Raw genomic sequence first — 21,148 nt, 5'->3', positions numbered from 1 at the left:
CTTATTTGCCGCGACCGAACAGGATCGCGATGCCTACGGCCACCAAGCCGAGCGGCCACCAGGTCAACAGCAGGCGCGACAGGTTCAGGTTGGTCCAGCCCAGGTTGCTGGCCAGCATGAACAGGCCGATCAGGATCAGCAGGATGGCGGCGACGATATTGAATCGCATCGGGTCGGCACTGGCTCAGGAATGGGCTGGATATCCTAGCCGTTCCTTCCAGTAGGCGACATGCTGGTCCAGCGCGGCCGGCTCATAGCGGTGCGCCGGGCCACTGCCCCAGACCGGTCCCGGCCACGCCGGATCGCCGTCGTGGCGGCCGATCACGTGGAAATGCAGCTGGCGCACGATGTTGCCCAGCGCGCCGATGTTGATCTTCTCCACCCCGTCCGAACCGTGCAGGGCCTTGCAGGCGCGGTTGAGCTCGGTGCGCAGCTTGTCCTGCTGCTCGCCGTCCAGCTCGATCCACTCGGTCACCCCGGCCAGACGCGGCACCAGGACCAGCCAGGGGAATCGTTCGTCGTTCATCAGTCGCACTTGCGACAACGGGCCTTCGGCCACCAGTACGCTATCGGTGGCCAGGCGTGAATCGAGTTCGAAATCGCTCATCCAAGATGCTCCGAGAAGAAGTCCAGGGTGCGTTGCAGCGCCAGGGCGGCGCTGTCTGGATCATACGCATGTCCGACCTCGCGGTTGAAGGCATGGTCGGCCGGATACACGTAGGTCGCCATCTGCGGCAGCTTCTCACGGTGCGCCTGGATCGCCTCGGGCGGGATGCTCTTGTCCTGCGCGCCGAAGTGGAACATCACCGGGGCCTTCGGCGTCTCGTCCAGGAACTGCACGTTGCGCGCGCCGTAGTAGCTCACCGAGGGCAGGCCCAGGCGCAGCGCGGACAGCAGGGCGACGCTGCCACCCCAGCAGTACCCAACCGTGCCGACCTTGCCGTGCGGGGCCAGCCGGGTTGCCGCGGCGCGGACCACTTCCAGTGCCTTTTCCATGCCCAGCGCGGTGACCCGTGCCAGCCCATCCTTCACGCCCTCGGGGCTGTAGGGCAGGGCATCCGGGTCGGTCTCGGGGCCGTCGACCAGGTCGAAGAACGACGGCGCCAACACGGCGTAGCCCTGGGCCGCGAACCGTTCGGCGACGCCGCGGATATGCGGGTTGGCGCCGAAGATCTCCTGCACCACCACCAGCGCGCCGCGGGGTTTGCCCTCGGGCAGTGCCTGCCAGGCGCGGACCGGGCCGTAATGCGTATCCAGGATGATCCATTCGGACATCGGGGTGTACCTCGTTGCAGGGAACAGAACGGTATTGTCGACGTTGTGAGGGTTAGCGCGATGTCAGCGGCTGTGCCGCATCGGGCGGCTATGGTGGGGCTGGCTGTGGTTTCCCAAGGCGGTGCAGGTACCGGTTTCCGTATTGACCGGTGCACACCCGAAGCCTAAGCTTTCAGCCACGATGACATACAAGCCTCCGGCGCGAGCCGGGGGCTTTTTTGTTGTCTGCGCGTTGCCCGAGGGCGACGTGGAAACAGGCGGCTGTGCCGGGCCAACCGCGACGAAGACATCCAGGCCGACCCGAGCCTGACAACCCCGAAACCCAGCCGCCGCAAGGCGGCTTTTTCATTTCCAGGAGATTCAACACCATGTCCATCAATCAAGCCATTTCCGCCCAGGACTCCGCGCTGTACGTGAAGGCCGGCACCGCCCCGACCGCGCCGAACAATCCGGCAGGCTATACCGAAATCGACGGCCTGACCGCCTTCCCGTTTGGCCGCGGCCAAGCCAACACTCTCGACGCCACCAACCTGCGTTCGAAGCAGATGGAGAACATCGCGGGTCTGTCCGGCGGCCAGGCCGTACAGGTGTCCGGCCATCGCTGGCCGGTGGGCAGCTCGGCGGGCCAGGAAATCCTGCGTGACGCCGATCCGGATGCCGACCTGCACTTCCTGATGGTGCTGCCCACCGGCGATGCCGCCACCTTCGTGGCCAAGGTCGCAGCCTTCAACGTCGCCCCAGGTACCAACCAGGTGCTGACCTTCACCGCCGATCTGTTGCCGCGTGATTTCGCCATCGTCACCGCTGCTGCCGGCGGCACCCCGTGATGCTGCTGGGCAAGCAGCAGATCCTGGACGCACAGGATCGCCGCCACGAAGACATCGCCGTGCCCGAATGGGGCGGCAATGTGCGTGTGGCGATGATGTCGGCCAGCGACCGTGACCGCTGGGAGCAGGAGACCTATGGCGGTGATACGCCCAAGGTGGATGACTTCCGTGCGCGCTTCGTCGGCCTGTGCCTGGTCGATGAAATGGGGGCGCGCCTGTTCTCCGACCATGAGGTGGCCCAGCTGGGCGCGAAATCGGCGGCGGCGCTGGATCGCGTGTTCCGTGTCGCGCAGACGCTCAATGCGCTCGGCGATGCGGCCGTGGGAGAGCTGGAAAAAAACTGATCCGCCGGCCTGAGCGCCGGCTTCAGTTCCGGATCGCGTGGCGGCTGGGCCTCCCGCATCCGGACCACCTGTTGGCGGGAGTGACGTCCCGCCAGCTCTCGGAGATGTACGCGTTCGCACGGCTGGAACCGATGGATCAGCCACTGCAGGGGATGCTTGCGCAGCTGACCAGTGTGCTGGCCCAGGTGCATGGCAACGCGACCACGGCCGAGGACTTCCTGCTGGTGCGGCCGCGCGCCTCGCCGGAGAAGGCTGCCAAGGAACGCTCGCAGCAGCTGCTGGAGATGTTCGGCAGCGCATCGCGCCGCAACGCTGCGCCGTGATCCCAGGCGGGGCAGGGCATGGCTTCTCCGAGGTGTGGCATGCAATCGAACCTGGGGCCCTGCGGGGCCCCTCATCATTCTTGGAGGAACGCATATGGCGTCCACTAACCAGAATCTAGACGTAGTACTGCGGGTCAATACGACGGGCTTCCGTAACGCAATGGCGGAGGCCAGCCGCCTGGCAACGCAGAATCTCAAGACAATGCGGGCGGAGGCCGAGCGGACGGCAGCCGCGCTGGCGCGCGTGCATGCCGCACCTGAAGGCGCGGCGGCAAAGGCAGGGGCAAGCGCAAAAGGCGGGGAAGATGTACTCCGCAGCGGCGTGAAGGAGCTTGGCAACGGCCTGCTGACTGCTGCAGGCGGCCCATGGGGCATCGCCATCGCGTCGGTGCAGAAGCTCGGCGAAGCGTACATGGACATGGTCAAGGCATCCGAACGTGCCCGTGCCGAGTTCAATGAACAGATGCAATCGCTGAAGCTGATGTCGTTCACAATGGATGAAGTCGGCAAGGGTCTGCGGGATCGCAGCATGCCGATGGATGTCGCCGTCGCTTCGCTGCATGAGCAGGCAAAGGCCATGCGCGAGCTCGAAGCGCGCAAGCGCGCGCTGGAGGGGGCCGTCACCCATTGGGAAGGGCGCGTGGCCTATGGCCAGCAGTCGGGGCGGGAGGGCGCCGGCATGAGCGCGGGGGCCGACTACGCAGGGCTGAAGGCCGCGCAGGACGCCTTGAAGGAGTTTGAAGGCAAGACCGATCCGGTGCGGCGCCAGTTCCAGGAGCTGCAGGAACAGATCCGTGGCTCAATGGATCCAGAGCTGTTCAAGAGGGTCCAGGACGCCATCAACAATCTCGACATCCAGACGTTGGTCCAGCTCAAGGCAGAGGTAGGCTTGACGCGCTGGGAGGCACTGCAGGCCGGTTCGGCGATCTCGGGCATGCTCGGTGGCATGCGCGGAGAAGCGTGGCGAGACGAGGTCGAGTGGATCCGTCTAACCCGTGGCGAGTACGCGGCATGGTTGGCTGAACGCGGTGCGGAAATAAATGCCAACGGCGGGCCGGACAAGATGGACCCGGCCCAGCGCGCCGAGTTCAACAGGGACGCCGCACGCAAGAAGGCCGACATCGAACGCAAGGCCCAGTTCCGCGAACAGCAGCAGGCAGCCCAGCAGTCGGTCAGAGGCGTGAATGAACAGGCCGATGCGTACGCAGCACTGATGGATCGCATCGAGAAGCAGATGGCCCAGGACCGAGTGCGCCAGAAGCTGAAAGAGGGGATGACAGAGACGGAAAAGCTGCAAGTCACCCTCCTTGACGAGATGGAGCATGCCGAGAAGAAACTCGGCGAGCAGAAGCAACTGCGGGTGAAGGCCTCGCTGGTTGCAGCGGTGGCCCTGGCCAAGGAGGCGGCAGCTGCTGAAGCGTCGAAGAAGGCCCAGCAGGACCTGCTGAAGCTGCAGCGGGAGCTCCAGCAGGCGGCGCAGGCACAGCAGCGCGGCAACGACCAGGAACTGTTCGGCATCGGCCATGGCGCAGCGAGCGTGGATCGCATGCAACGCCGTTCCGCGCTGGATGAGGACCGCGACAACCGAAAGCGTGCGTTGGACGACGAGTCGCGCAGTGAAGACGGCAAGGTCATCGAATCGGAGCGCTACAGGACCCTGCTGGCCGAGCTCGATGCGTTCCATGAGCAGTCCCTGCAACGCGAGGCCGCGTTCCAGGAGAGCAAGAAGGCATACCAGTCCGATTGGAAGAACGGCGCGATGCGGGCCTTCGAGGACTACGCCGACGCTGCCGCCAACGCTGCCGAGCTGAGCCACGGCGTGTTCAGCAATGCCCTGGGGGGGCTGGAAGAAAGCCTGGTCAAGTTTGCCCAGACCGGCAAGCTGTCCTTCTCCGACCTGGCCGACTCGATCATCGCCGATCTGGCGCGCTTGGCAGCCAAACAGATGGTCAGTGGACTGATCAGGTCGGTCGGGCAGTTGTTCGGGCCGAAGATCACCGGCTTTTCCATCGGCGGTTACACCGGCCCTGGCGGCAAGTACGAACCGGCCGGCATCGTCCACAAGGGTGAAGGTGTACTCAGCCAGGAGGACATGGCGGCACTCGGCGGCCCATCGGCATTCTTTGCTCTGCGCACGTCGCTGCGAACCGGCAACGGTCTGGGCGGCGGCGAAAGCGGAGGCTATGCGCAGGTGCCGATCGCCCGTGCCGGCGAGGGTGGGATGAACGTGGAAATCAACAACTACGGCGAAGGCCGGGTCAACACCCGGGAAGAACGCCAGCGCATGCCGGATGGCAGCGAAGTGAGGCGACTGGTGATCGACATCGTGGGCGACAGCCTCAACGGTGGCGAGCTGGGCGCCATTGGACGGGCCCGATATGGATGGACGGAGGCAGTGGGATGAGCAGTTGGCCAGAGTATGCAGAGATTCGTTTCGCCGACTATGGCGAGGAGATCGTCGCGTCCGAAGAGCGGACCGACATGGAGCGCGGGCCGAGCAAGATGCGCGCGCTCAACAGCCGGGTGATGAAGAATGTGTACGCCTCGGTGCAGTTCCGCAGTGCGGCCGACGCCGAGGCGTTCGAGGAGTGGTACCTGCGCGATGTCGGTCGTGTCGGCTGGTTCACGATGGAGCACCCACGGACCGGGCAGCCGATCAGCGCCCGCTTTCCGCAGGGGATCGGTCGCCTGGTGCCGCTCAACACCCAGTTCCGTTTCTCCAAGCGTGATCTGGTGCTGGAGTACATGCGATGAGCTCGTTCCATGAACGTCGCCAGCGCCTGGCTGATACCCAGGGGCCGCTGATGCTGCTGGAAGTGTCGGCGCCATCGATGCCGGAAGTGCTGCGGATCGTCAACGACAACGTGAACTGGACCAGCAATGGCAGCGAGTTCATCGCCGCGCCATTCGGCTTTCAGCTTCCCGACGACGTCAGCGGGCAGGCTCCGCGTGCGCAGCTGGTGATCGACAATATCGGCCGCGCACTCACCGAAGACCTGGAAGCACTGGCCCCGGGCGAGATGGTGACCGCCCGGTTGATGCTGACCGACCGTGCCAACCCGGATGCCATCGAGGCCGAGTACGACCTGCCGATGACCCAGGTATCGGTCAACACGCGCACGGTCAGCGCCCAGTGCGGCGTCGATTTCCTGATGCGCCAGCAGGCCGTGCTGCTGCACGCCAATCCGTTCACGTTGCCGGGGATCTTCTGATGCGCCTGGTCGACGTCGAGCGATGGGTGGGCATTCCCTATGACGAAGCCGCGTGCGACTGCGCCGACCTGGTGGTGCAGGTGCAGCGGGCGCTGTTCGCCCGTGAAGTGGCGCTGCCCGGACGGCGCCCGCGCGGGCGGCGCGGCTCGGCCGAACTGGGCGCGCTGTCGCGCGCGCAGGCGGTAGCCCGCGAGGGCCCACCGCAGGACGGCGACCTGGTACTGATGATCGAACGCGGACAACACAACCCCGGCCATGCCGGGGTTTTCTTTTTCCTGGCCCACGAGGGCTGGGTTCTGCACAGCAATGAAACGAACGGCTGCAGCGTGCTGCACCGCGTTCGTGACCTGCCCGGATATGGGCTGAGGATCGAGGGATACTACGCATGGAACTGACCCCACAACCGGCGACCGACGGTCGCCTCATCATCACCCCGCATCCGGTGCTGCTGGATGGCCAGCGCAACGTGCCGGTCGACCTGCGCCCGGGCGAAAGCCTGTACGCCTTCCTCATGCGCCATATCGATGGCCTCGATGGGCAGGCCTGGCAGGTCTGCGTGGATGGTATCGATGTCCCGCGTGAGCAGTGGATGCAGGTGCGGCCGCGGCATGGGCAGCTGATCGAAGTCCGCAGCGTGGTCGGCAAAGCGGTGATCCCGTTGGTGGCGATGATCGCGCTGACCTACTTCACCTTCGGCATCGGCACGCTGGTGGCAGGCTCGGCCTGGGGTGCGGGCGCGGTAGCGGGGCTCAGCGCCACCTACGGCACTGCTCTGGCGTCAGCGGTGTACGTGGCCGGCAGCGTGCTGATCAACAAGGTGTTGGGCCCGAAGCCTCCCCGGCCCGGTGGTGGTGGCGTTGCCGATACCGCCTATTCGCTGGCTGCGCCTCGCAACCGCGTGCGCGCCTATGAGCCGCTGGGCCTGCTGTTCGGCTCCACGCGCGTGGCGCCCGATCTGATCAGCCGTCCCTATACGTGGTTCGAGGGCGACGAACAGTTCGTCGGCATGACCCTGAGCCCAGGCATCAATGTCGGCCGTGTCGAGGCCCTGCAGAACGGTGAGTCACCGCTGTCCAGCTATGAGGGGGTGCGCACCTGGTTCCGAGGCTTCCCGCAGATGCCGGACGAAGCGATTCCGCTCTACAGCAACGCGGATGTGATCGAAGGCGCTCTGTTGCTGGATACCGGCAGCGACGCCAAGCATGTGGCCAGCCCGTGGGTGGAGCGCACCAGTTCGGCCGAGACGCTGCGCCTGCAGGTGAACGTGGAATTCCGTCTGTGGGACACGACCTCCAAGGGCAAGGACAAGGACAACCGCGAGCAGCTCCAGATCCAGTACCGCCCGGTAGGCACCACCAACTGGCAGTTGTTCGGCAACTACAACCTTGTGGGGCGCACGCAGAAAGCCCGTCGGGTGAGCTACGGTCGCGATGTGGAGCTTGGCCAGTACGACGTGCGTGTGCGCGTGGCTGGACAGAACACCGATGGCAGCGGTGCGCAGGCGAACTTCACCTGGACCACGCTGGTCAGCGTTCAGCGTGACGATGCCAGCCATGCCGGCATTCCCGCGATCGGCCTGCAGATGAAGGCCTCCGGCCAGCTCAACGGCACCCCGGATGAAATCCGCTGCGTGGCCCATTCGCGGCCGATCCCGGTGTGGAAGGGCGATGCGGTTGGCTGGGTGACCGAGGAGACCAGCAACCCGGGCGCGCAGATTCTGGCCTACGTGCGTGGCATCAACGACGAAAATGGCAAGCGCATCGCAGGCCTGGGCATGGCGGATCGACGCATCGACATTGAAAGCCTGAAGGCCTTCATGTTGCATTGCGCAGACAATGCGCTTGGCTATGACTACTGGCTGACAGAAGTACGCAGCCACCAGGCGGTGCTGGATGCCATCGCCCTGGCCGGCTTCGGCCAGGTGACATGGGCAAAGGGCCGCCTGGGCGTGGCATGGGCCGCCGACGAGCAGCCGCTCTCCGGCGTCGTCAACATGGCGACGATCAAGAAGGGCCAGTTCCAGGTCGACTACACCCTGGCCAATGCCGCCGACGGCATCGAGTACAGCTATCTGGACCGCCGCACCTGGAAGGCGGCGACGCTACGCGTGCCGGCACCGGGTGTGGAAGTGATGCTCAACCCGGCCAAGATCACCGGCGAGGGCGTCAGCACCGAAGCCCACGCCGCGATGCTGGCGCGTTGGCATCTGGCGCAGAGCGTCTACCAGTACAAGTCGATCAGCTACAGCACCGACATCGAGCACCTGGCCTACTCGCGGTTGTCCGTGCTGGCGTTGCAGCACGACCTGACCCAGTGGGGCTTCGGTGGCCGCCTGATCGGCGCCACGGTCGATGCCGAAGGTGTGACCGCGCTGCAGTTGGACGAGCCGGTGCCGCCGCCCGCGGTGGGCAGTGCGTTCATTGGCCTGCGCGTCCCGGGCGAGCGCGTCTACCGCGTACTGCGCGTGGTACCTGGCAGCGAGCCGAGCGACACCCTGGTGTTGGCGGACCCGTGGCCGGCCGACGCGTCGCTGCCTGGCAGCAGCGAGACCAATCCTGCGCACGACACCATCTGGATCTATGATTTCAAACAGACGCCGGGTACACGCGTGCGCGTGACCGGCATCCGTCCGGAGGGCGACCTCAAGGGTGCGTCAGTGGACGTGGTGCAGGAAGGGCCTGCGTTCTGGCACTACGTGCGCACCGGCCAGTACGTACCGCCGTCGAACGAATCGTCGCTGCAGACCCGCCCCATCGCCAGCAACCTGAAAGTGATCGAACGGCAGGTCAGTCAGGGCGGCAGCGTCCATACCGAACTGCAGGCCAGCTTCGACATCAGCGGGCCGGTGGGTGACACGCTGGTGTTGTCCGATCCAGACGGCAATGCCGCTTTGGAGGAAGTCGCACGTACCACGACGCGCTCGGCAAGCTGGTCGATCCCCGGCGCGGGTACCTATCCCATCGTCGTGCGTCCGTACAGTCCGGAGGGACGCGCCGGCGTGGCGGTGTCTGCCCAATACACGACGTTGGGCGCTGACGCGCCGCCTGTCCTGGTCGACCTGTTCGACATCGAGGAGCTCAGTGGCGGCGTGCGTCGCTACGTATGGGGCTTCTTCAGCGATACGGTGCAGTCGGCCGACTTCGCTGGTGTGGAGATCCGCTACACCGCGGGCAGCATCGACAACCCGCTTTGGGAGCAGATGACCCCGCTCGGCGATGCAGGTGGCTTCTTCACTGCTGCGATCGAAGCGGTGCTGCCGGCGTCGGGCAGTTGGACCTTTGCCTGCCGCAGTCGCAACACCTCGGGTGTACTCTCGACGGCCGCCCGCTACCTGCGACGTTCGCTCGGCCGCAACGTCGGGCAGACGCTGGAGGGGATCGGTGGCGTGGTGGAGTCGGTCAAGCAGGATCTGGGCAAGGAAATCACTGCCCGCATCGACAACGACCTGGCCAATGCCACCCAGGCGGCCGAAGCACTGCGCAGCGAATCGCTGCGCCTGCAGGAACAGATCACGGCCGGGGCCGAACGGCTTGCCGGGCAGGCCGAAAGGCTCGACCAGCAGGCGCTGGCGATCAAGGCAGGCACCGATGGCCTGGCGCGCGAAGTGCTGGACCGCGCTGCAGGTGATCTGAATACCCGCACCGAGCTGACCACGGCGGTGACCCGCGAAACCAGCGAGCGCCGGTCGGATGTCGAGAATCTCACGCGGATGGTGAGCCAGCTGTCGGCAGGCAGTGGTGTGCAGTTCGACAGCAAGCGCATCTGGTACTTCGACAACAGCGTGGAAGGTTGGGGCGCGAACGGCGGCAGTCCAACGTTGGTGGATGGCTGGTTGCGTCCGGCCAACCATGCCAGCGATGCCTTCGTGGCCAGCCCGCGCGGCCAGGACGTCCAGGGCGCGGCGCACCGCTTCGTCAAGCTGCGTATCCGCAAAGTGGGTAGTCCTGCCTGGGACGGCCGGCTGCTGTGGAACGGCCCCGGCCAGTCGTGGGACAACGCTCGCATGGTGCAGTTCGCAGAGCCGGGCTATGACAGCAATGGCATCGCGACGCTGGATGTGGACAACATTCCGTGGAACGGTACCGTGGTCGACCAGATCCGCCTGGATCTGTCCAAGGCGCAGACCGATGCCCACTACTTCCTGCTGGACTGGGTGGCGATCGGCCGACCGACACCGGGCGCGTCGGTGGCCATGCTGCAGGACGAAGCCAGTGCACGCATCGCGGCCGATTCCAGCGAGGCCAGCCGTCGAGAGACGCTCGGCGTGCAACTGCGAGGCAGTTACGAAGGAAGCGATCTGGCGGGCGTCAGCCAGGGCCTGATCGCGGCGGAGAAGTCCGCGCGGCTCAGCGGCGACCAGGTCAACGCACAATCGATCCAGGCACTGCAGGCACGCATGCCAGCAGGTACCGGCGCGCTGGCGACCAATGCCAGCGTCAGCAGCCTGCAGCAGGCAATGGTCACCGCCGATACCGCGCTGGGGAGGCGTGTGGACAGCCTGGACGCTACGATGGGCGACAAGGTTGGCTCCAGTGCCTTCAATGCGCTGAAGACGGAAGTGGGGCAACTCGATGGCAAGGTCACCACCAGCAGCCAGGACCTGGTCCAGCTGAAGAGCCGCATGGAGGCGGTGATGGGCGCAGGCAGCAACCTGGCGCTCAATGGTGACTTCAACCTGGCCTCCGAAGGTTGGACATTCTTCAATACGACGGCTGCGTCGGTGGTGCGCGAGGGGCGTGGCAACACCCTGTGCTGGAAAGCCGCGCCCTATGCAGGGGGCAGCAACGCGGTGGTCAGCGCGGCGGTCAACGAAGGGCGTGTCATCGCTCTGACCGCTGGCCGCCGCTATCGCGTTTCCTGCTGGACGCGGACCAGCGAGGACTTCGACGGCACGGCCGACAATACCAAGCTGCGTATTGGCGACCAGAACGGCAACCTGATGGCGGCTGCGACAGCGTCGTTCCCCAGGTCCGTGGATTGGGTGAAGACCGAGACCTTCGTGAACCTGCCGTCCTCCGGCACGGTGCAGGGCATCAAGGTCACGATCAATCGCAACGGCACGGCCGGCACGCTGTGGCTGGATGACCTGTGGGTGGAGGAAGTGACTGACGCCGATGCGAATGCCTCGGCGATCACGGGTCTGTCGACCAAGGTGGAGCAGATCGATGGCAGGCTGACGACCGCTGCCGAGGATGTGACACGCCTGGCGTCCGGTATCGGCAACATGGTGGCTTACAACATCATTGCCAATGCGCACATCAACGCCTGGCCCACCGGCGGTCCGCGGGCATCGGGTGTGTATCGCGCCAACGGCAGCATCGTGGCCGGCATGGGCGCCAACCGCGGCCTGCGGGTAGGGGTGATCAATGCGGACAACAGCATCAGCAGTACCGCCGTATTCGACACGTACGGCAATCTGCAAGCTGAATCGGCCCGTTTCAACTCCTGGTACGACGAAACCCTGAAGGACAACCAGTACTTCATCGCCTATACGTCGGACGCGGTGGGGGCGATCAGCAGCGGCACCAACGCCGACACCATCGGCCTGCGCACCCGCCTGCTTGATGCCGGTCTTTCGCAGGAGAACCTTGCGGCGCTTTCCGGCGGACGGATGCTGGTGATGGTCGGGCGCAGGAAGAGTGGCGCCGGTGGCGGCAGGCAGATCCTGTCTCCGCCCCCGCTGGATGCCAGCCGCGTTGGCCTATGGGTGGAAATGACCATCACCCTGCTCAATGGTGTACCGACCGGATCGCAGGACTCGTCGGCGCTGGATCGTGCGTCGCGGGCCAATGCCGAAGCGCTGACCGGGCTGCGCACCGACGTGGGCAAGCTCGGTACCGACCTGGCATCTGCGGCAGACAGCATCACCAGCCTGGGTGCACGGATCGATACCTCCGTGGTGAGCAATGACAACCTGCTGCGCAACAGCACCTTCGCCGGCAGTGCCGCGTGGTGGACGTTGACCCGCACGCTGCCGGCAAACACCGTGGAATGGGTTAAGGCCTCTGGCCAAGGCGGCGATGCGTTGTTGATGACGCACGGCCCGCAGGCCGGCCAGAACCCGGTAATCACAGCCAATGACTCCCGGTGGCTGCCGGTGGCTGCCGGCAAGTCACGCCGGTACCGGATGGTGATGATCGCCCGCGCCTTTGATGGCGCAACGGCGACGCTGGTATGCCGCCTGAGGGTGCGCACCACGGGTGTTGGCGAAAGCCATGCGGACGTGACACTGAACCTGACCGACGGTGCCTGGAGAACCTACACAGCGGAGTGGTCGGCTGGGCTGGATCGCAATGAAGTGATGCCGCAGGTGCACCTGACCAATGCGAATGGCAAGGTGTTGTTCGACCGCGTCGAGCTCTATGACATCACCGATGCACAGGACATCGCAGGTAATGCCACGGCGATCTCCAACCTGCGCACCGACGTGGTGCAGCTTGGCGACCGCATCACCAGCAGTGCGGCCAATGTGGTCAAGCTGCAGTCGGATGTGCAGTCGGTTCTCAACGGAAGCGACAGCCTGTTCCCGCTGGGGGCGTTCGAAACCTTCCAGGACGGCCAACTGCTGGGTAGTGCGGCGGGCACGATCTACACCGCCCGCACCGATGCGCGCCGGACCGGTGAGCGTGGCCTGGATGTGAATGTCGCAGCCAACACCAGCCCGAACACGAATGCGGACATGTACGTTGGCCAGTGGACCCCAATCACCGGCAATCGTCGCATCTACGTGGAGTACTACGCGCGCCTGCATCCGGACAGCATCCAGCCGACCGGAGGCTCCATCAGGGTGGGCTGGCAGACCACGAACGAAGCCAACGCGGAAAGCTCGTGGCCATTGCAGGCCTACGCCCTTGCCTCCCTGCGCAAGGATGGGTGGACCAAGGTCAGCGGCTACATGAATACGGCGGTCTCTGCCGCGAAGTGGCGGATGCTCGTCAGCATCCCGGGTGGAAACGGCACACGGGAAGTGGGGGTGCGCGTCCAGGTTGATGACATCCGCATGATCGATGTCACCGATGCCTACGCTGCCCAGCAGAGCGCCGCTGCCAACGCAACGGCGGTGACTGCGCTGACCACGAAGGTGGATCAGCAGGGGGCGAAGGTCGATGCGCAGGCACAGCAGCTCACCGACCTGTCCAGCGGGCTGAAGGGCGTACTCAACACCGGCAGCGGTCTGCTGCCCAATCCCGATTTCGCAGAGGGCCTGGGAGGCTGGACCGCATCGGCAGCCGCCAACGGTGCAGTGTGGAGCACGGTCAATGGCGACGGCCGTCCGGGCGTGCTGCTCAATCGATATACCAGTGTGAATCCAACACTGCAGCCCAATGGCGGCAAGTGGGTGCCAATCAATGGTGCACGTCGATTGCGCGTGGTCGTACGTGCCTGTGGCGCAGGTGGGGCGAACAACCTGATGGTGCGGATGTATCGCAGGAGCGTCGCCGGGCAGCAGTCCAACCAGGACCTGCGTGCCGTGTTCGCTGTGGAGGCATTCGAGACCCGCACGTTTGATTTCGATGCGTTCAACAGCGGCATCGATGCGTGGCGGCTGAATGTGTACGCCTATCCGGACAACGGCCAGGTACGCGTGGACAGCGTGCAGGTGTACGACATCACCGATCAGTTGGCCAATGATGCCAATGCCTCGGCGATCAGCGGGCTCAGCACGTCCGTTGCGCAGCAGGGCAGCAAGCTGGACACCACCGCACGTGACCTGACCCAGCTCAAGACCCAGGTGGGGGATGTATCGGCCAGCGGCTTCTCGCAGCTGAAAAGCCAAGTGAGCCAGCAGGGAACGCAGATGACGGCGCTGTCCGGGCGCGTGGATGGCGTGCAGGCATCGTTGGGCGGCAAGGCGGATGCGGCGGTGGTTACCAGCATGCAGGCGCAGGTCAAGAACCTCGGATCGGGCGGCAACCTGCTGATGAACACCACCTTCCCGTTCTGGCAGCGCTCGGGTTGGGGCTGGGGAAGCAATCCCGGCGCACGCTGGTCCGAGCTGGGCAATCCCACCGGTGATGACAATTGGCATCCGAAGGGCATATTCGGGCTCGGATCTGTCACGGGTGGTGTTCTGGCCGCTGGTGCGATGGCTTGGTGGGGTACCGAGTACGACATCGCCATCGAGGGTGGCAAGACGTACTGCGCCTCTGCATGGATCAATGCCCATCGAGTGGAGGTCAAGCTGGAGCTGACGTTCTTCGATGCGTCCGGTAACCACCTTGGGCTTGTACACAGTCCGGGCGTCCGCAACAACACGGGAATCCCAATCACGCTGGACAGGGTGTCGCGGCCATTCCTGATAACGCAGGCGCCCGCTAATACGGCATCCGCGCGCTTCCGCGTCATCGTGATCGGTACCGGTGAGGACACGCCTTATTTCTGGATGTTCCGCCCGATGCTCAGCCAGGTGGATGCGGCAGCAACCACGCCGCCGACCTGGTCGGCCGGTGGCACCGAGTCATCCGCGCAGTGGTCGGTCAATGTCCGCGCCGACGGCAGGGTGGGGGGCGTGCAGCTGGCCTCCAATGGACAGGTCTCGCGCTTCGACGTGGTGGCCGATGCGTTCAGCGTCAGCGCACCGGGCGGCGGCCGGCGTACCGAGTACAGCGACGGCAACTGGCGTGTCTTCGACGAGGCCGGACGCCTGCGCGTGCGTATGGGTGTGTGGTGACACGGTGCCTGCCGTCCCCGGCAGGTGCCGCGGGTTTCAACCGTATCGGCCGCCGGTGAAAGCGGCCGCTTTTTTTCCTGGAGTTCTCATGAAATTCAATGCCCGACTTGTCCTGCTTACCCGCGCCGTGGAGCAGCCCGGCGTGGTCAACCTGCACTTCCGTGCGGAGGGGGAGGCGGTTCTGCCGCAGATGGTGATTCCGGTAGCGCCGGCCGATGCCTATGCCCTGAAGTTCGGCGCTCTATACCGGTTCGAGCCGGTGGAAGTGGACGAATTGCCCGTCGCCTTGCCCTGAAAGCTCGGCCTGGGGCGGAGAAGGGACTGTCGCGGCAGTTCAGGGACCGTGGCCCAACCCCGGTATACTGGCGCCCTTTCAGGCCCCGGCCCCCAGGTCCCCCTGCCATGCCGGCAGGGGCCCAGGCCCCCAGAGTCCCGCGATTCCATGTCCCAGCTGAACCCCAAAGTCGGCTTCGTCAGCCTTGGCTGCCCGAAGGCCCTCGTCGATTCCGAGCGCATCCTCACCCAGCTGCGCTCGGAAGGCTACGACATCGTCCCGTCCTATGATTCGGCCGACGTGGTGGTGGTCAACACCTGTGGCTTCATCGATTCGGCGGTGACCGAATCGCTGGATGCCATCGGCGAGGCGATGAACCAGAACGGCAAGGTCATCGTCACCGGCTGTCTGGGCAAGCGCCCGGAGCAGATCCGCGAGGCGTACCCGAACGTGCTGGCGGTGTCCGGGCCGCAGGATTACCAGAGCGTGATGGAAGCAGTGCATGCGGCGCTGCCGCCCAAGCACGACCCGTTCGTGGATCTGGTGCCGGACTACGGCATCAAGCTGACCCCGCGCCACTACGCATACCTGAAGATTTCCGAAGGCTGCAACCACCACTGCAGCTTCTGCATCATTCCGTCGATGCGCGGCAAGCTGGTCTCGCGTCCCGTGGACGAGGTGCTGCGCGAAGCCGAGCGCCTGGTGCGCGGCGGTGTGCGCGAACTGCTGGTGGTTTCGCAGGACACCTCTGCCTACGGCGTGGATGTGAAGTACGCCGAGAAGATGTGGCGCGACAAGGCCTACCAGACCCGCCTGAAGGCGCTGTGCGAAGGCCTGTCCGAACTGGATGCGTGGGTGCGCATGCACTACGTCTATCCGTATCCGCACGTCGATGACGTGGTGCCGCTGATGGCCGAGAACCGGATCCTGCCGTATCTGGACATCCCGTTCCAGCACGCCAGCCCGCGCATCCTGCGCCTGATGAAGCGCCCCGGCGCGGTCGAGAAGACCCTGGAGCGGGTGCAGAACTGGCGCCGCATCGCACCGGACATCACCGTGCGTTCGACCTTCATCGTCGGTTTCCCGGGCGAGACCGAGGCCGAGTTCGAAGAGCTGCTGTCCTTCCTGGACGAAGCGCAGCTGGACCGCGTCGGTGCGTTCGCCTACTCACCGGTGGAGGGCGCTACGGCCAACAACCTGCCGGACCCGGTGCCGGAAGAAGTGAAGCAGGAACGACTGGCGCGCTTCATGGAGAAGCAGGCGCAGATTTCGGCTTCGCGTCTGGAAGCCAAGATCGGCACGGTGCAGCAATGCCTGGTCGATGCCATCGAAGGCGATATCGCGGTGGCCCGTTCCAAGGCCGATGCGCCGGAGATCGACGGCCTGGTGCATATCCAGAACGCAGACCAGGTGGCGTTGCGCGTGGGTGAGTTCGTCGGCGTGGAAATCACCGAGAGCGACGAGCACGATCTCTACGGCGACGCACTGCCGCCGACCACGCGCCCGGCATTCGACCTCAAGGTGCTGTGACCGGGGCGGAGGCTGCTGATGGCGGCCCCCGCCGCTTCGTGCCGCCGCTGCGTGCGGCGGTGGACAGGGCTGCCTTCGATCATCCGCTGTTTGCCGGTATCGCCGGGTTCGGTGATCTGCTGACGGCAGCGGACTGGCCACGCGTGGTCGATCTGGACGCGCGCCTGGCGCTGCCGGGCAAGCGCGTTGTTGAACAGGATGCGGCGTTGCTGGCCGACGGCCTGCACTACGAAACGCGCATTGCCGAAGGGCGCATCGCAACCCGCGCGGGCAACTGGCACGACCTGTTCAACGCCCTGGTCTGGGCACGCTACCTGCCGATCAAGTGCGCACTCAACGCGCAGCAATGCCGGCACATCGAGGGCATGGCCGCAGGACAGCGCAACCGCGCGCAGGCCGCGCTGACCCAGTTCGATGAAACCGGCGTGGTGGTACGCGTGCGCGACCCGGCATTGCTTGCAGCCTGGGATGCTCACCAGTGGCGCGTGCTGTTCCAGCCGATCCATTGGCAGTCAGGACGGATCGCCATCGCCGCGGTATTCGGTCATGCCTTGATGGAACAGGCGCTGCTGCCGGGCCGGCTGCTGGTCGGCAAATGCGTGGTGCTGCAGGGCGATGACGATGCGGGCTGCATCGACACGGTCGCGCGCGCCATCGAGGAGGGCAGGGTGCTGCTCGATCCCTTGGAACTGCGTCCGCTGCCATTGGCGGGTATTCCCGGCTGGCACACCGACCAGGCGCCAGCCTTTTACGCGAACGACGATTACTTCCGTCCGCTGCGCGAAGGGCGCCGCTATCCGCCGCCGCTTCTGTAGAACCGGGCCCATGCCCGGCTGAGCGCCGCTGCCCGCCACAGGCTCAGCCGTTGGCCGCGGTCTCGTACTCCACACCGATCACCGCAAAGGTGTGGTTGCCACTGGGTAGTTCCACTGAAAACTCATCATCCAGGCGCTTCTTCAACAAGGCCCGCGCCAAGGGCGAATCGATGCTGATCCAGCCCAGCCCCGCATCGGTCTCATCCGGCCCGACGATGCGGTAGCGGCTGGTCTGCCCGCTGTCCACGTTCTCCAGCTCAACCCACGCACCGAAGAACACGGCTTGCGGATCAGTCGGCGTGGTGTCGACCACGCGCAGCGATTCCAGGCGCTTGGTCAGGTAGCGCACGCGACGATCGATCTCGCCCAGCTGCTTCTTGCGGTAGGTGTATTCGGCATTCTCCGAGCGATCGCCTTCGGCCGCGGCCGCCGCCAGTGCCTTGACCACCTCGGGTCGACGCACCCGCCACAACTCATCCAGCTCGGTTTTCAGGCGTGCATGGCCGGCGGCGGTGATCAGCGCGGTGCTCTTTTCTGCGGGGGGACGCCAACGCGACATGTAATGCGGATTCTCGTGCGGAATGAAACAACTACGGCGCGCCGTCGCCGGCGCGCCGCAAAGGAACTGCCGGGGGCTCTCAGCGCTTGCCGCCGAAGATGCCACCGAGGATGCCGCGCACGATCTGGTTGCCCAGCTTGGTGCCGACCGTACGCGTGGTCTGCTTGGCCATCGTCTCGATCATGCCCTGGCGGCGCTTGGTACCGAAAATGGCGTCCTTGATCGACTGCCCGAAACCGCCTTCCTGCGCCTCGTCCTGCTCACGGCTGCGTGCGGCCGGCGCATCGGTTTTCTCGACGGCCTTCTGCGCGCGCTGCGCCAGCAGTTCGGCTGCCGATTCGCGGTTGACGGCAGTGTCGTAGCGCGTGCCGACCGGGCTGCCGGCACGCACCTGCGTACGTTCGGTGTCGGTGACCGGTCCCATGCGGCAGCGGGGTGGCGCGATCATCGTCTGCTGCACCGGCATCGGCACGCCCTTGTCCTGCAGCGTGGAGACCAGCGCTTCGCCGGTACCGAGCTGGCTGAGCACCTTCACCACATCCAGCTTCGGGTTCGGCACGAAGGTCTCGGCGGCGGTCTTCACCGCCTTCTGGTCGCGCGGGGTGAATGCGCGCAGCGCGTGCTGTACCCGGTTGCCGAGCTGGCCAAGGATGTTGGCCGGCACGTCGTCCGGGAACTGCGAGCAGAAGTACACGCCCACGCCCTTGGAACGGATCAGCCGCACCACCTGTTCGATGCGCTGTACCAGAGCGGGCGGTGCATCGTCGAACAGCAGGTGCGCTTCGTCGAAAATGAAGACCAGCTTCGGCTTGTCGAGGTCGCCCACTTCGGGCAGCTGCTCGAACAGCTCCGACAACAGCCACAGCAGGAACGTGGAGTACAGCTTGGGCTTGAGCACCAGCTGGTCGGCGGCAAGGATGCCGATGACACCGCGGCCGTCATGGTTGACCCGCATGATGTCGGCCAGTTCCAGCGCCGGTTCGCCGAAGAAATGCTCGCCGCCGTCCTGCGCCAGCCGCAGCAGGGCGCGCTGGATGGCGGCCACCGACTGCGCACTGACCAGGCCGTACTCGGTGGAGATGTCCTTGCGCTCCTCGGCCACCAGGCCGAGCAGGGCGCGCAGGTCGTCCATGTCCAGCAGCAGCAGGCCGCGGTCGTCGGCCAGCTTGAACACGATGTCGAGCACGCCGGCCTGGGTGTCGTTCAATTCCAGGATGCGGGCCAGCAGGGTCGGGCCCATCTCGCTCACGGTGGTGCGAACCGGGTGGCCGAGCTTGCCGTACAGGTCCCAGAACACGGTGGGGCTGGCGGCCGGGGCATAGTCGCTCACGCCGATCTCGGCCGCGCGCTTGAGCAGGTTCTCGGCGCCGGTGCCCGGCACGGCCAGGCCGGAGACATCGCCCTTCACATCGGCCAGGAACACCGGTACCCCGATCCGCGAGAAGCCCTCGGCCAGGGTCATCAGGGTCACGGTCTTGCCGGTGCCGGTGGCGCCGGCGACCAGCCCATGGCGGTTGCCGAGTTTCGGCAGCAGGGTGACAGCCACATCGTCGGTGATGCCTTTGCCGAGCAGAATCGGATCCATGGTCCAGCCCTTGTGATGAATGTGCCAATGTTAACCGCCGACGGTGACGGGCCGAAGGTCGGCTTGCCCCGACCTTGGCAGCGCCGCTACTCTGCCTGCCTGTTTCATACACAGTGCCACCAATGCCCGTTCCTGTCCTGATTTCCCGCACCTGGCCGCTGCTGGCCCTGGCTGGCCTGGTTTCCCTGGCACCGGAGGCCCACGCACAGCGGGTTTCGGCCCGGGACAAGGTGAAGGTGGATGCCCTGCAGCAGCGCATGACCGCAGCCGAGAAGCGCTACAGCGATGCCGTTCTGCTGGTGGCCAACGCCGATCCGAAGGGGCGCAACGAGGCCGATGCCGCGCTGGAGGACATGGAAGATGTCATCAGCGAATGCGTGAAGCAGAAGGGCTGCCAGATGAGCAACATGCTGTCGACCTACAAGCGCCTGCTCAAGCACGATGCCGATGCCGCCGCCGATGATGACGTGGCCGATGAAGCCGGCGACCGCCTGGAAGCCGACCCGGACCATGTCGGCCCGCTGGCTGCCGACGTGCCCGAGGCGGCCCGCGCAGCGGCGCTGCTGAACGACAAGCGCCATGCCTTCGACAACATGGTCGAGTACAACCCCGCCGTGCAGGCCGGCATCCGCCGCTGGCTGACCGACATGCGCCCGGCGCTGATGACCACTTACGAGAACTACCAGAACCTGCGTGCGGTGATGTGGCCGGAATGGGAGAAGCGCGGCCTGCCCGAGGCGCTGCTGTTCGGCATCATGGCCAAGGAATCCAACGGCCGTGTACATGCGTCCTCGCGTGCGGGCGCCGCGGGCCTGATGCAGTTCATGCCGGCTACCGGCCGCCGCTTCGGCCTCGGCCCGGACGATACCGGTTTCGATACCCGCTTCGATGCGCGCAGCGCCGCTGAAGCCAGCGCGACGTACCTCAACGAGCGGATGCGTGAGCTCAACAACAACGTCGAACTGTCGCTGGCCGGCTACAACGGCGGTGAGGGCCGCGCAGCGCGCGTCTACAAGCAGTACCCGGGCCAGAGCTTCTGGGTGGACAGCGTCTACAACCAGTTCCCGGGCGAAACCAAGGACTACGTGCCGATGGTGATCGCCGCGTCCTGGATCTTCCTGCACCCCCAGCAGTACGGCGTGGAGTTCCCGAAGATCAACGCGCAGCCGGCCACCATCCGCCTGGCCCGCTCGACCACGATCTACGAACTGACCATCTGCCTGGGCAGCCATGGCACCCGCGATGGCTACATGCGCGCATTGCGCAACCTCAACCCGCGCTATGAGGCCGATGGCTGGATTCCGGCAGGAACCCTCATCAACGCCACCAACCGCATTGCTGGCCTGTACGCGCGCAACTGCGTCAGCGGCCCGCGTGCCGATCTGGCCCGCACCCTGATCACCGCCGACCTCAATGCCGCGATCGTGCGCCCGAGTGCTGCCAGCTACACCGGCAGCGTGGCCGTGGGCGGGGTTGTGCCGGTGGTCGATCCCAATGCCGCCAGCAGCGTGCCGACCACGCCCGCCGCGCCGGTGGCTGCGCCGCGCCCGGCGCCGGCCCCGCGCGCCAAGCCGGCCCGCAGCTACAAGGTCGGCAAGGGTGAGACCCTGGGCCGGATCGCCGCGAAGTTCCAGTGCGATGTGCCGGTGCTGGCCCGCGCCAATGGCCTCAAGGCCCCCGGCTACAGCCTGCGCCACGGCCAGGTGCTGAAGCTGCAGGGCTGCGACAAATAA

17 protein-coding genes are annotated in these 21,148 nt (G+C 65.7%); 12 read left to right on the top strand and 5 right to left on the bottom strand.

All coding sequences use genetic code 11. From position 1 onward, the window contains the following. Position 1 precedes the first annotated feature (1 nt). The 3 genes from BW38_RS21985 to BW38_RS17475 are packed head-to-tail and all read right to left on the bottom strand — an operon-like array spanning position 2 to position 1,275. On the bottom strand, positions 2–169 hold the full coding sequence (locus BW38_RS21985; RefSeq protein WP_025876120.1) for a DUF5668 domain-containing protein: 168 nt from the start codon (positions 167–169) through the stop codon (positions 2–4). A 15-nt stretch (positions 170–184) separates the two neighbouring features. Continuing rightward, positions 185–607 carry an HIT family protein gene (locus BW38_RS17470; RefSeq protein WP_032975033.1) on the bottom strand — a complete coding sequence of 141 codons (423 nt, stop codon included), beginning with the start codon at positions 605–607 and terminating at the stop codon, positions 185–187. Then, positions 604–1,275, bottom strand: a complete 672-nt coding sequence (locus BW38_RS17475) for a dienelactone hydrolase family protein (RefSeq protein WP_032975032.1) — start codon at positions 1,273–1,275, stop codon at positions 604–606. The genes BW38_RS17470 and BW38_RS17475 overlap by 4 nt, the downstream gene beginning before the upstream one ends. A 368-nt stretch (positions 1,276–1,643) precedes the next feature. On the opposite strand from BW38_RS17475, the gene BW38_RS17480 reads away from it, so the two are divergent. The 11 genes from BW38_RS17480 to BW38_RS17530 all read left to right on the top strand — a co-directional run bounded on the left by BW38_RS17480 (position 1,644) and on the right by BW38_RS17530 (position 17,271). Then, positions 1,644–2,102 (top strand): hypothetical protein, encoded by a 459-nt coding sequence (locus tag BW38_RS17480; protein ID WP_032975030.1) that lies wholly within the window; start codon positions 1,644–1,646, stop codon positions 2,100–2,102. Further along, entirely contained in the window at positions 2,102–2,446 is a 345-nt protein-coding gene (locus BW38_RS17485) for a hypothetical protein (RefSeq protein ID WP_032975029.1), read from the top strand. The genes BW38_RS17480 and BW38_RS17485 overlap by 1 nt, the downstream gene beginning before the upstream one ends. Before the next feature lie 80 nt (positions 2,447–2,526). Then, complete coding sequence (locus tag BW38_RS17490) at positions 2,527–2,769, top strand: hypothetical protein (RefSeq protein WP_235189890.1); 243 nt, start codon at positions 2,527–2,529, stop codon at positions 2,767–2,769. A gap of 94 nt (positions 2,770–2,863) precedes the next feature. Then, positions 2,864–5,173, top strand: a complete 2,310-nt coding sequence (locus BW38_RS17495) for a phage tail tape measure C-terminal domain-containing protein (protein WP_032975027.1) — start codon at positions 2,864–2,866, stop codon at positions 5,171–5,173. Further along, positions 5,170–5,523, top strand: coding sequence for a hypothetical protein (locus BW38_RS17500; protein WP_032975026.1), 354 nt, complete (start codon positions 5,170–5,172; stop codon positions 5,521–5,523). The genes BW38_RS17495 and BW38_RS17500 overlap by 4 nt, the downstream gene beginning before the upstream one ends. Then, entirely contained in the window at positions 5,520–5,981 is a 462-nt protein-coding gene (locus tag BW38_RS17505) for a DUF1833 family protein (RefSeq protein ID WP_032975025.1), read from the top strand. Before BW38_RS17500 ends, BW38_RS17505 begins: the two co-directional genes overlap by 4 nt. Further along, positions 5,981–6,376, top strand: a complete 396-nt coding sequence (locus BW38_RS17510; RefSeq protein ID WP_032975023.1) for a hypothetical protein — start codon at positions 5,981–5,983, stop codon at positions 6,374–6,376. Before BW38_RS17505 ends, BW38_RS17510 begins: the two co-directional genes overlap by 1 nt. Beyond that, the gene (locus BW38_RS17515; RefSeq protein ID WP_032975022.1) at positions 6,367–14,652 is read left to right on the top strand and encodes a host specificity factor TipJ family phage tail protein; all 8,286 of its coding nucleotides are present in this window, start codon (positions 6,367–6,369) and stop codon (positions 14,650–14,652) included. The genes BW38_RS17510 and BW38_RS17515 overlap by 10 nt, the downstream gene beginning before the upstream one ends. Before the next feature lie 88 nt (positions 14,653–14,740). Continuing rightward, the gene (locus tag BW38_RS17520) at positions 14,741–14,947 is read left to right on the top strand and encodes a hypothetical protein (protein WP_032975021.1); all 207 of its coding nucleotides are present in this window, start codon (positions 14,741–14,743) and stop codon (positions 14,945–14,947) included. Positions 14,948–15,094: 147 nt separating this feature from the next. Then, positions 15,095–16,456, top strand: a complete 1,362-nt coding sequence (rimO, locus tag BW38_RS17525; protein WP_032975020.1) for a 30S ribosomal protein S12 methylthiotransferase RimO — start codon at positions 15,095–15,097, stop codon at positions 16,454–16,456. Next, positions 16,453–17,271 (top strand): DUF3025 domain-containing protein, encoded by an 819-nt coding sequence (locus BW38_RS17530; RefSeq protein WP_032975019.1) that lies wholly within the window; start codon positions 16,453–16,455, stop codon positions 17,269–17,271. Before rimO ends, BW38_RS17530 begins: the two co-directional genes overlap by 4 nt. 43 nt (positions 17,272–17,314) lie before the next feature. Here BW38_RS17530 and greB read toward each other — a convergent pair whose 3' ends face one another. After that, on the bottom strand, positions 17,315–17,830 hold the full coding sequence (gene greB / locus BW38_RS17535) for a transcription elongation factor GreB (RefSeq protein ID WP_032975018.1): 516 nt from the start codon (positions 17,828–17,830) through the stop codon (positions 17,315–17,317). Positions 17,831–17,909: 79 nt separating this feature from the next. Continuing rightward, positions 17,910–19,415 carry a helicase HerA-like domain-containing protein gene (locus tag BW38_RS17540; RefSeq protein WP_025876133.1) on the bottom strand — a complete coding sequence of 502 codons (1,506 nt, stop codon included), beginning with the start codon at positions 19,413–19,415 and terminating at the stop codon, positions 17,910–17,912. A gap of 122 nt (positions 19,416–19,537) precedes the next feature. Here BW38_RS17540 and BW38_RS17545 point away from each other — a divergent pair, with 122 nt between their 5' ends. Beyond that, complete coding sequence (locus BW38_RS17545; RefSeq protein ID WP_032975017.1) at positions 19,538–21,148, top strand: transglycosylase SLT domain-containing protein; 1,611 nt, start codon at positions 19,538–19,540, stop codon at positions 21,146–21,148.

It is taken from the genome of Stenotrophomonas sp. RIT309 (assembly GCF_000632045.1).
Classification (GTDB): domain Bacteria; phylum Pseudomonadota; class Gammaproteobacteria; order Xanthomonadales; family Xanthomonadaceae; genus Stenotrophomonas; species Stenotrophomonas indicatrix.
Note: the sequence above shows the minus strand (reverse complement) of the source record. Positions and strands in the feature narration are given on the sequence as shown.

Coding starts and splice junctions, on each gene's coding strand:
- BW38_RS17545 (WP_032975017.1), top strand. CDS start 19,538: ATGCCCGTTCCTGTCCTGATTTCCCGCACCTGGCCGCTGCTGGCCCTG.
- rimO (WP_032975020.1), top strand. CDS start 15,095: ATGTCCCAGCTGAACCCCAAAGTCGGCTTCGTCAGCCTTGGCTGCCCG.
- BW38_RS17485 (WP_032975029.1), top strand. CDS start 2,102: ATGCTGCTGGGCAAGCAGCAGATCCTGGACGCACAGGATCGCCGCCAC.
- BW38_RS17540 (WP_025876133.1), bottom strand. CDS start 19,415: ATGGATCCGATTCTGCTCGGCAAAGGCATCACCGACGATGTGGCTGTC.
- BW38_RS17520 (WP_032975021.1), top strand. CDS start 14,741: ATGAAATTCAATGCCCGACTTGTCCTGCTTACCCGCGCCGTGGAGCAG.
- greB (WP_032975018.1), bottom strand. CDS start 17,830: ATGTCGCGTTGGCGTCCCCCCGCAGAAAAGAGCACCGCGCTGATCACC.
- BW38_RS17480 (WP_032975030.1), top strand. CDS start 1,644: ATGTCCATCAATCAAGCCATTTCCGCCCAGGACTCCGCGCTGTACGTG.
- BW38_RS17470 (WP_032975033.1), bottom strand. CDS start 607: ATGAGCGATTTCGAACTCGATTCACGCCTGGCCACCGATAGCGTACTG.
- BW38_RS17495 (WP_032975027.1), top strand. CDS start 2,864: ATGGCGTCCACTAACCAGAATCTAGACGTAGTACTGCGGGTCAATACG.
- BW38_RS17515 (WP_032975022.1), top strand. CDS start 6,367: ATGGAACTGACCCCACAACCGGCGACCGACGGTCGCCTCATCATCACC.
- BW38_RS21985 (WP_025876120.1), bottom strand. CDS start 169: ATGCGATTCAATATCGTCGCCGCCATCCTGCTGATCCTGATCGGCCTG.
- BW38_RS17510 (WP_032975023.1), top strand. CDS start 5,981: ATGCGCCTGGTCGACGTCGAGCGATGGGTGGGCATTCCCTATGACGAA.
- BW38_RS17505 (WP_032975025.1), top strand. CDS start 5,520: ATGAGCTCGTTCCATGAACGTCGCCAGCGCCTGGCTGATACCCAGGGG.
- BW38_RS17475 (WP_032975032.1), bottom strand. CDS start 1,275: ATGTCCGAATGGATCATCCTGGATACGCATTACGGCCCGGTCCGCGCC.
- BW38_RS17500 (WP_032975026.1), top strand. CDS start 5,170: ATGAGCAGTTGGCCAGAGTATGCAGAGATTCGTTTCGCCGACTATGGC.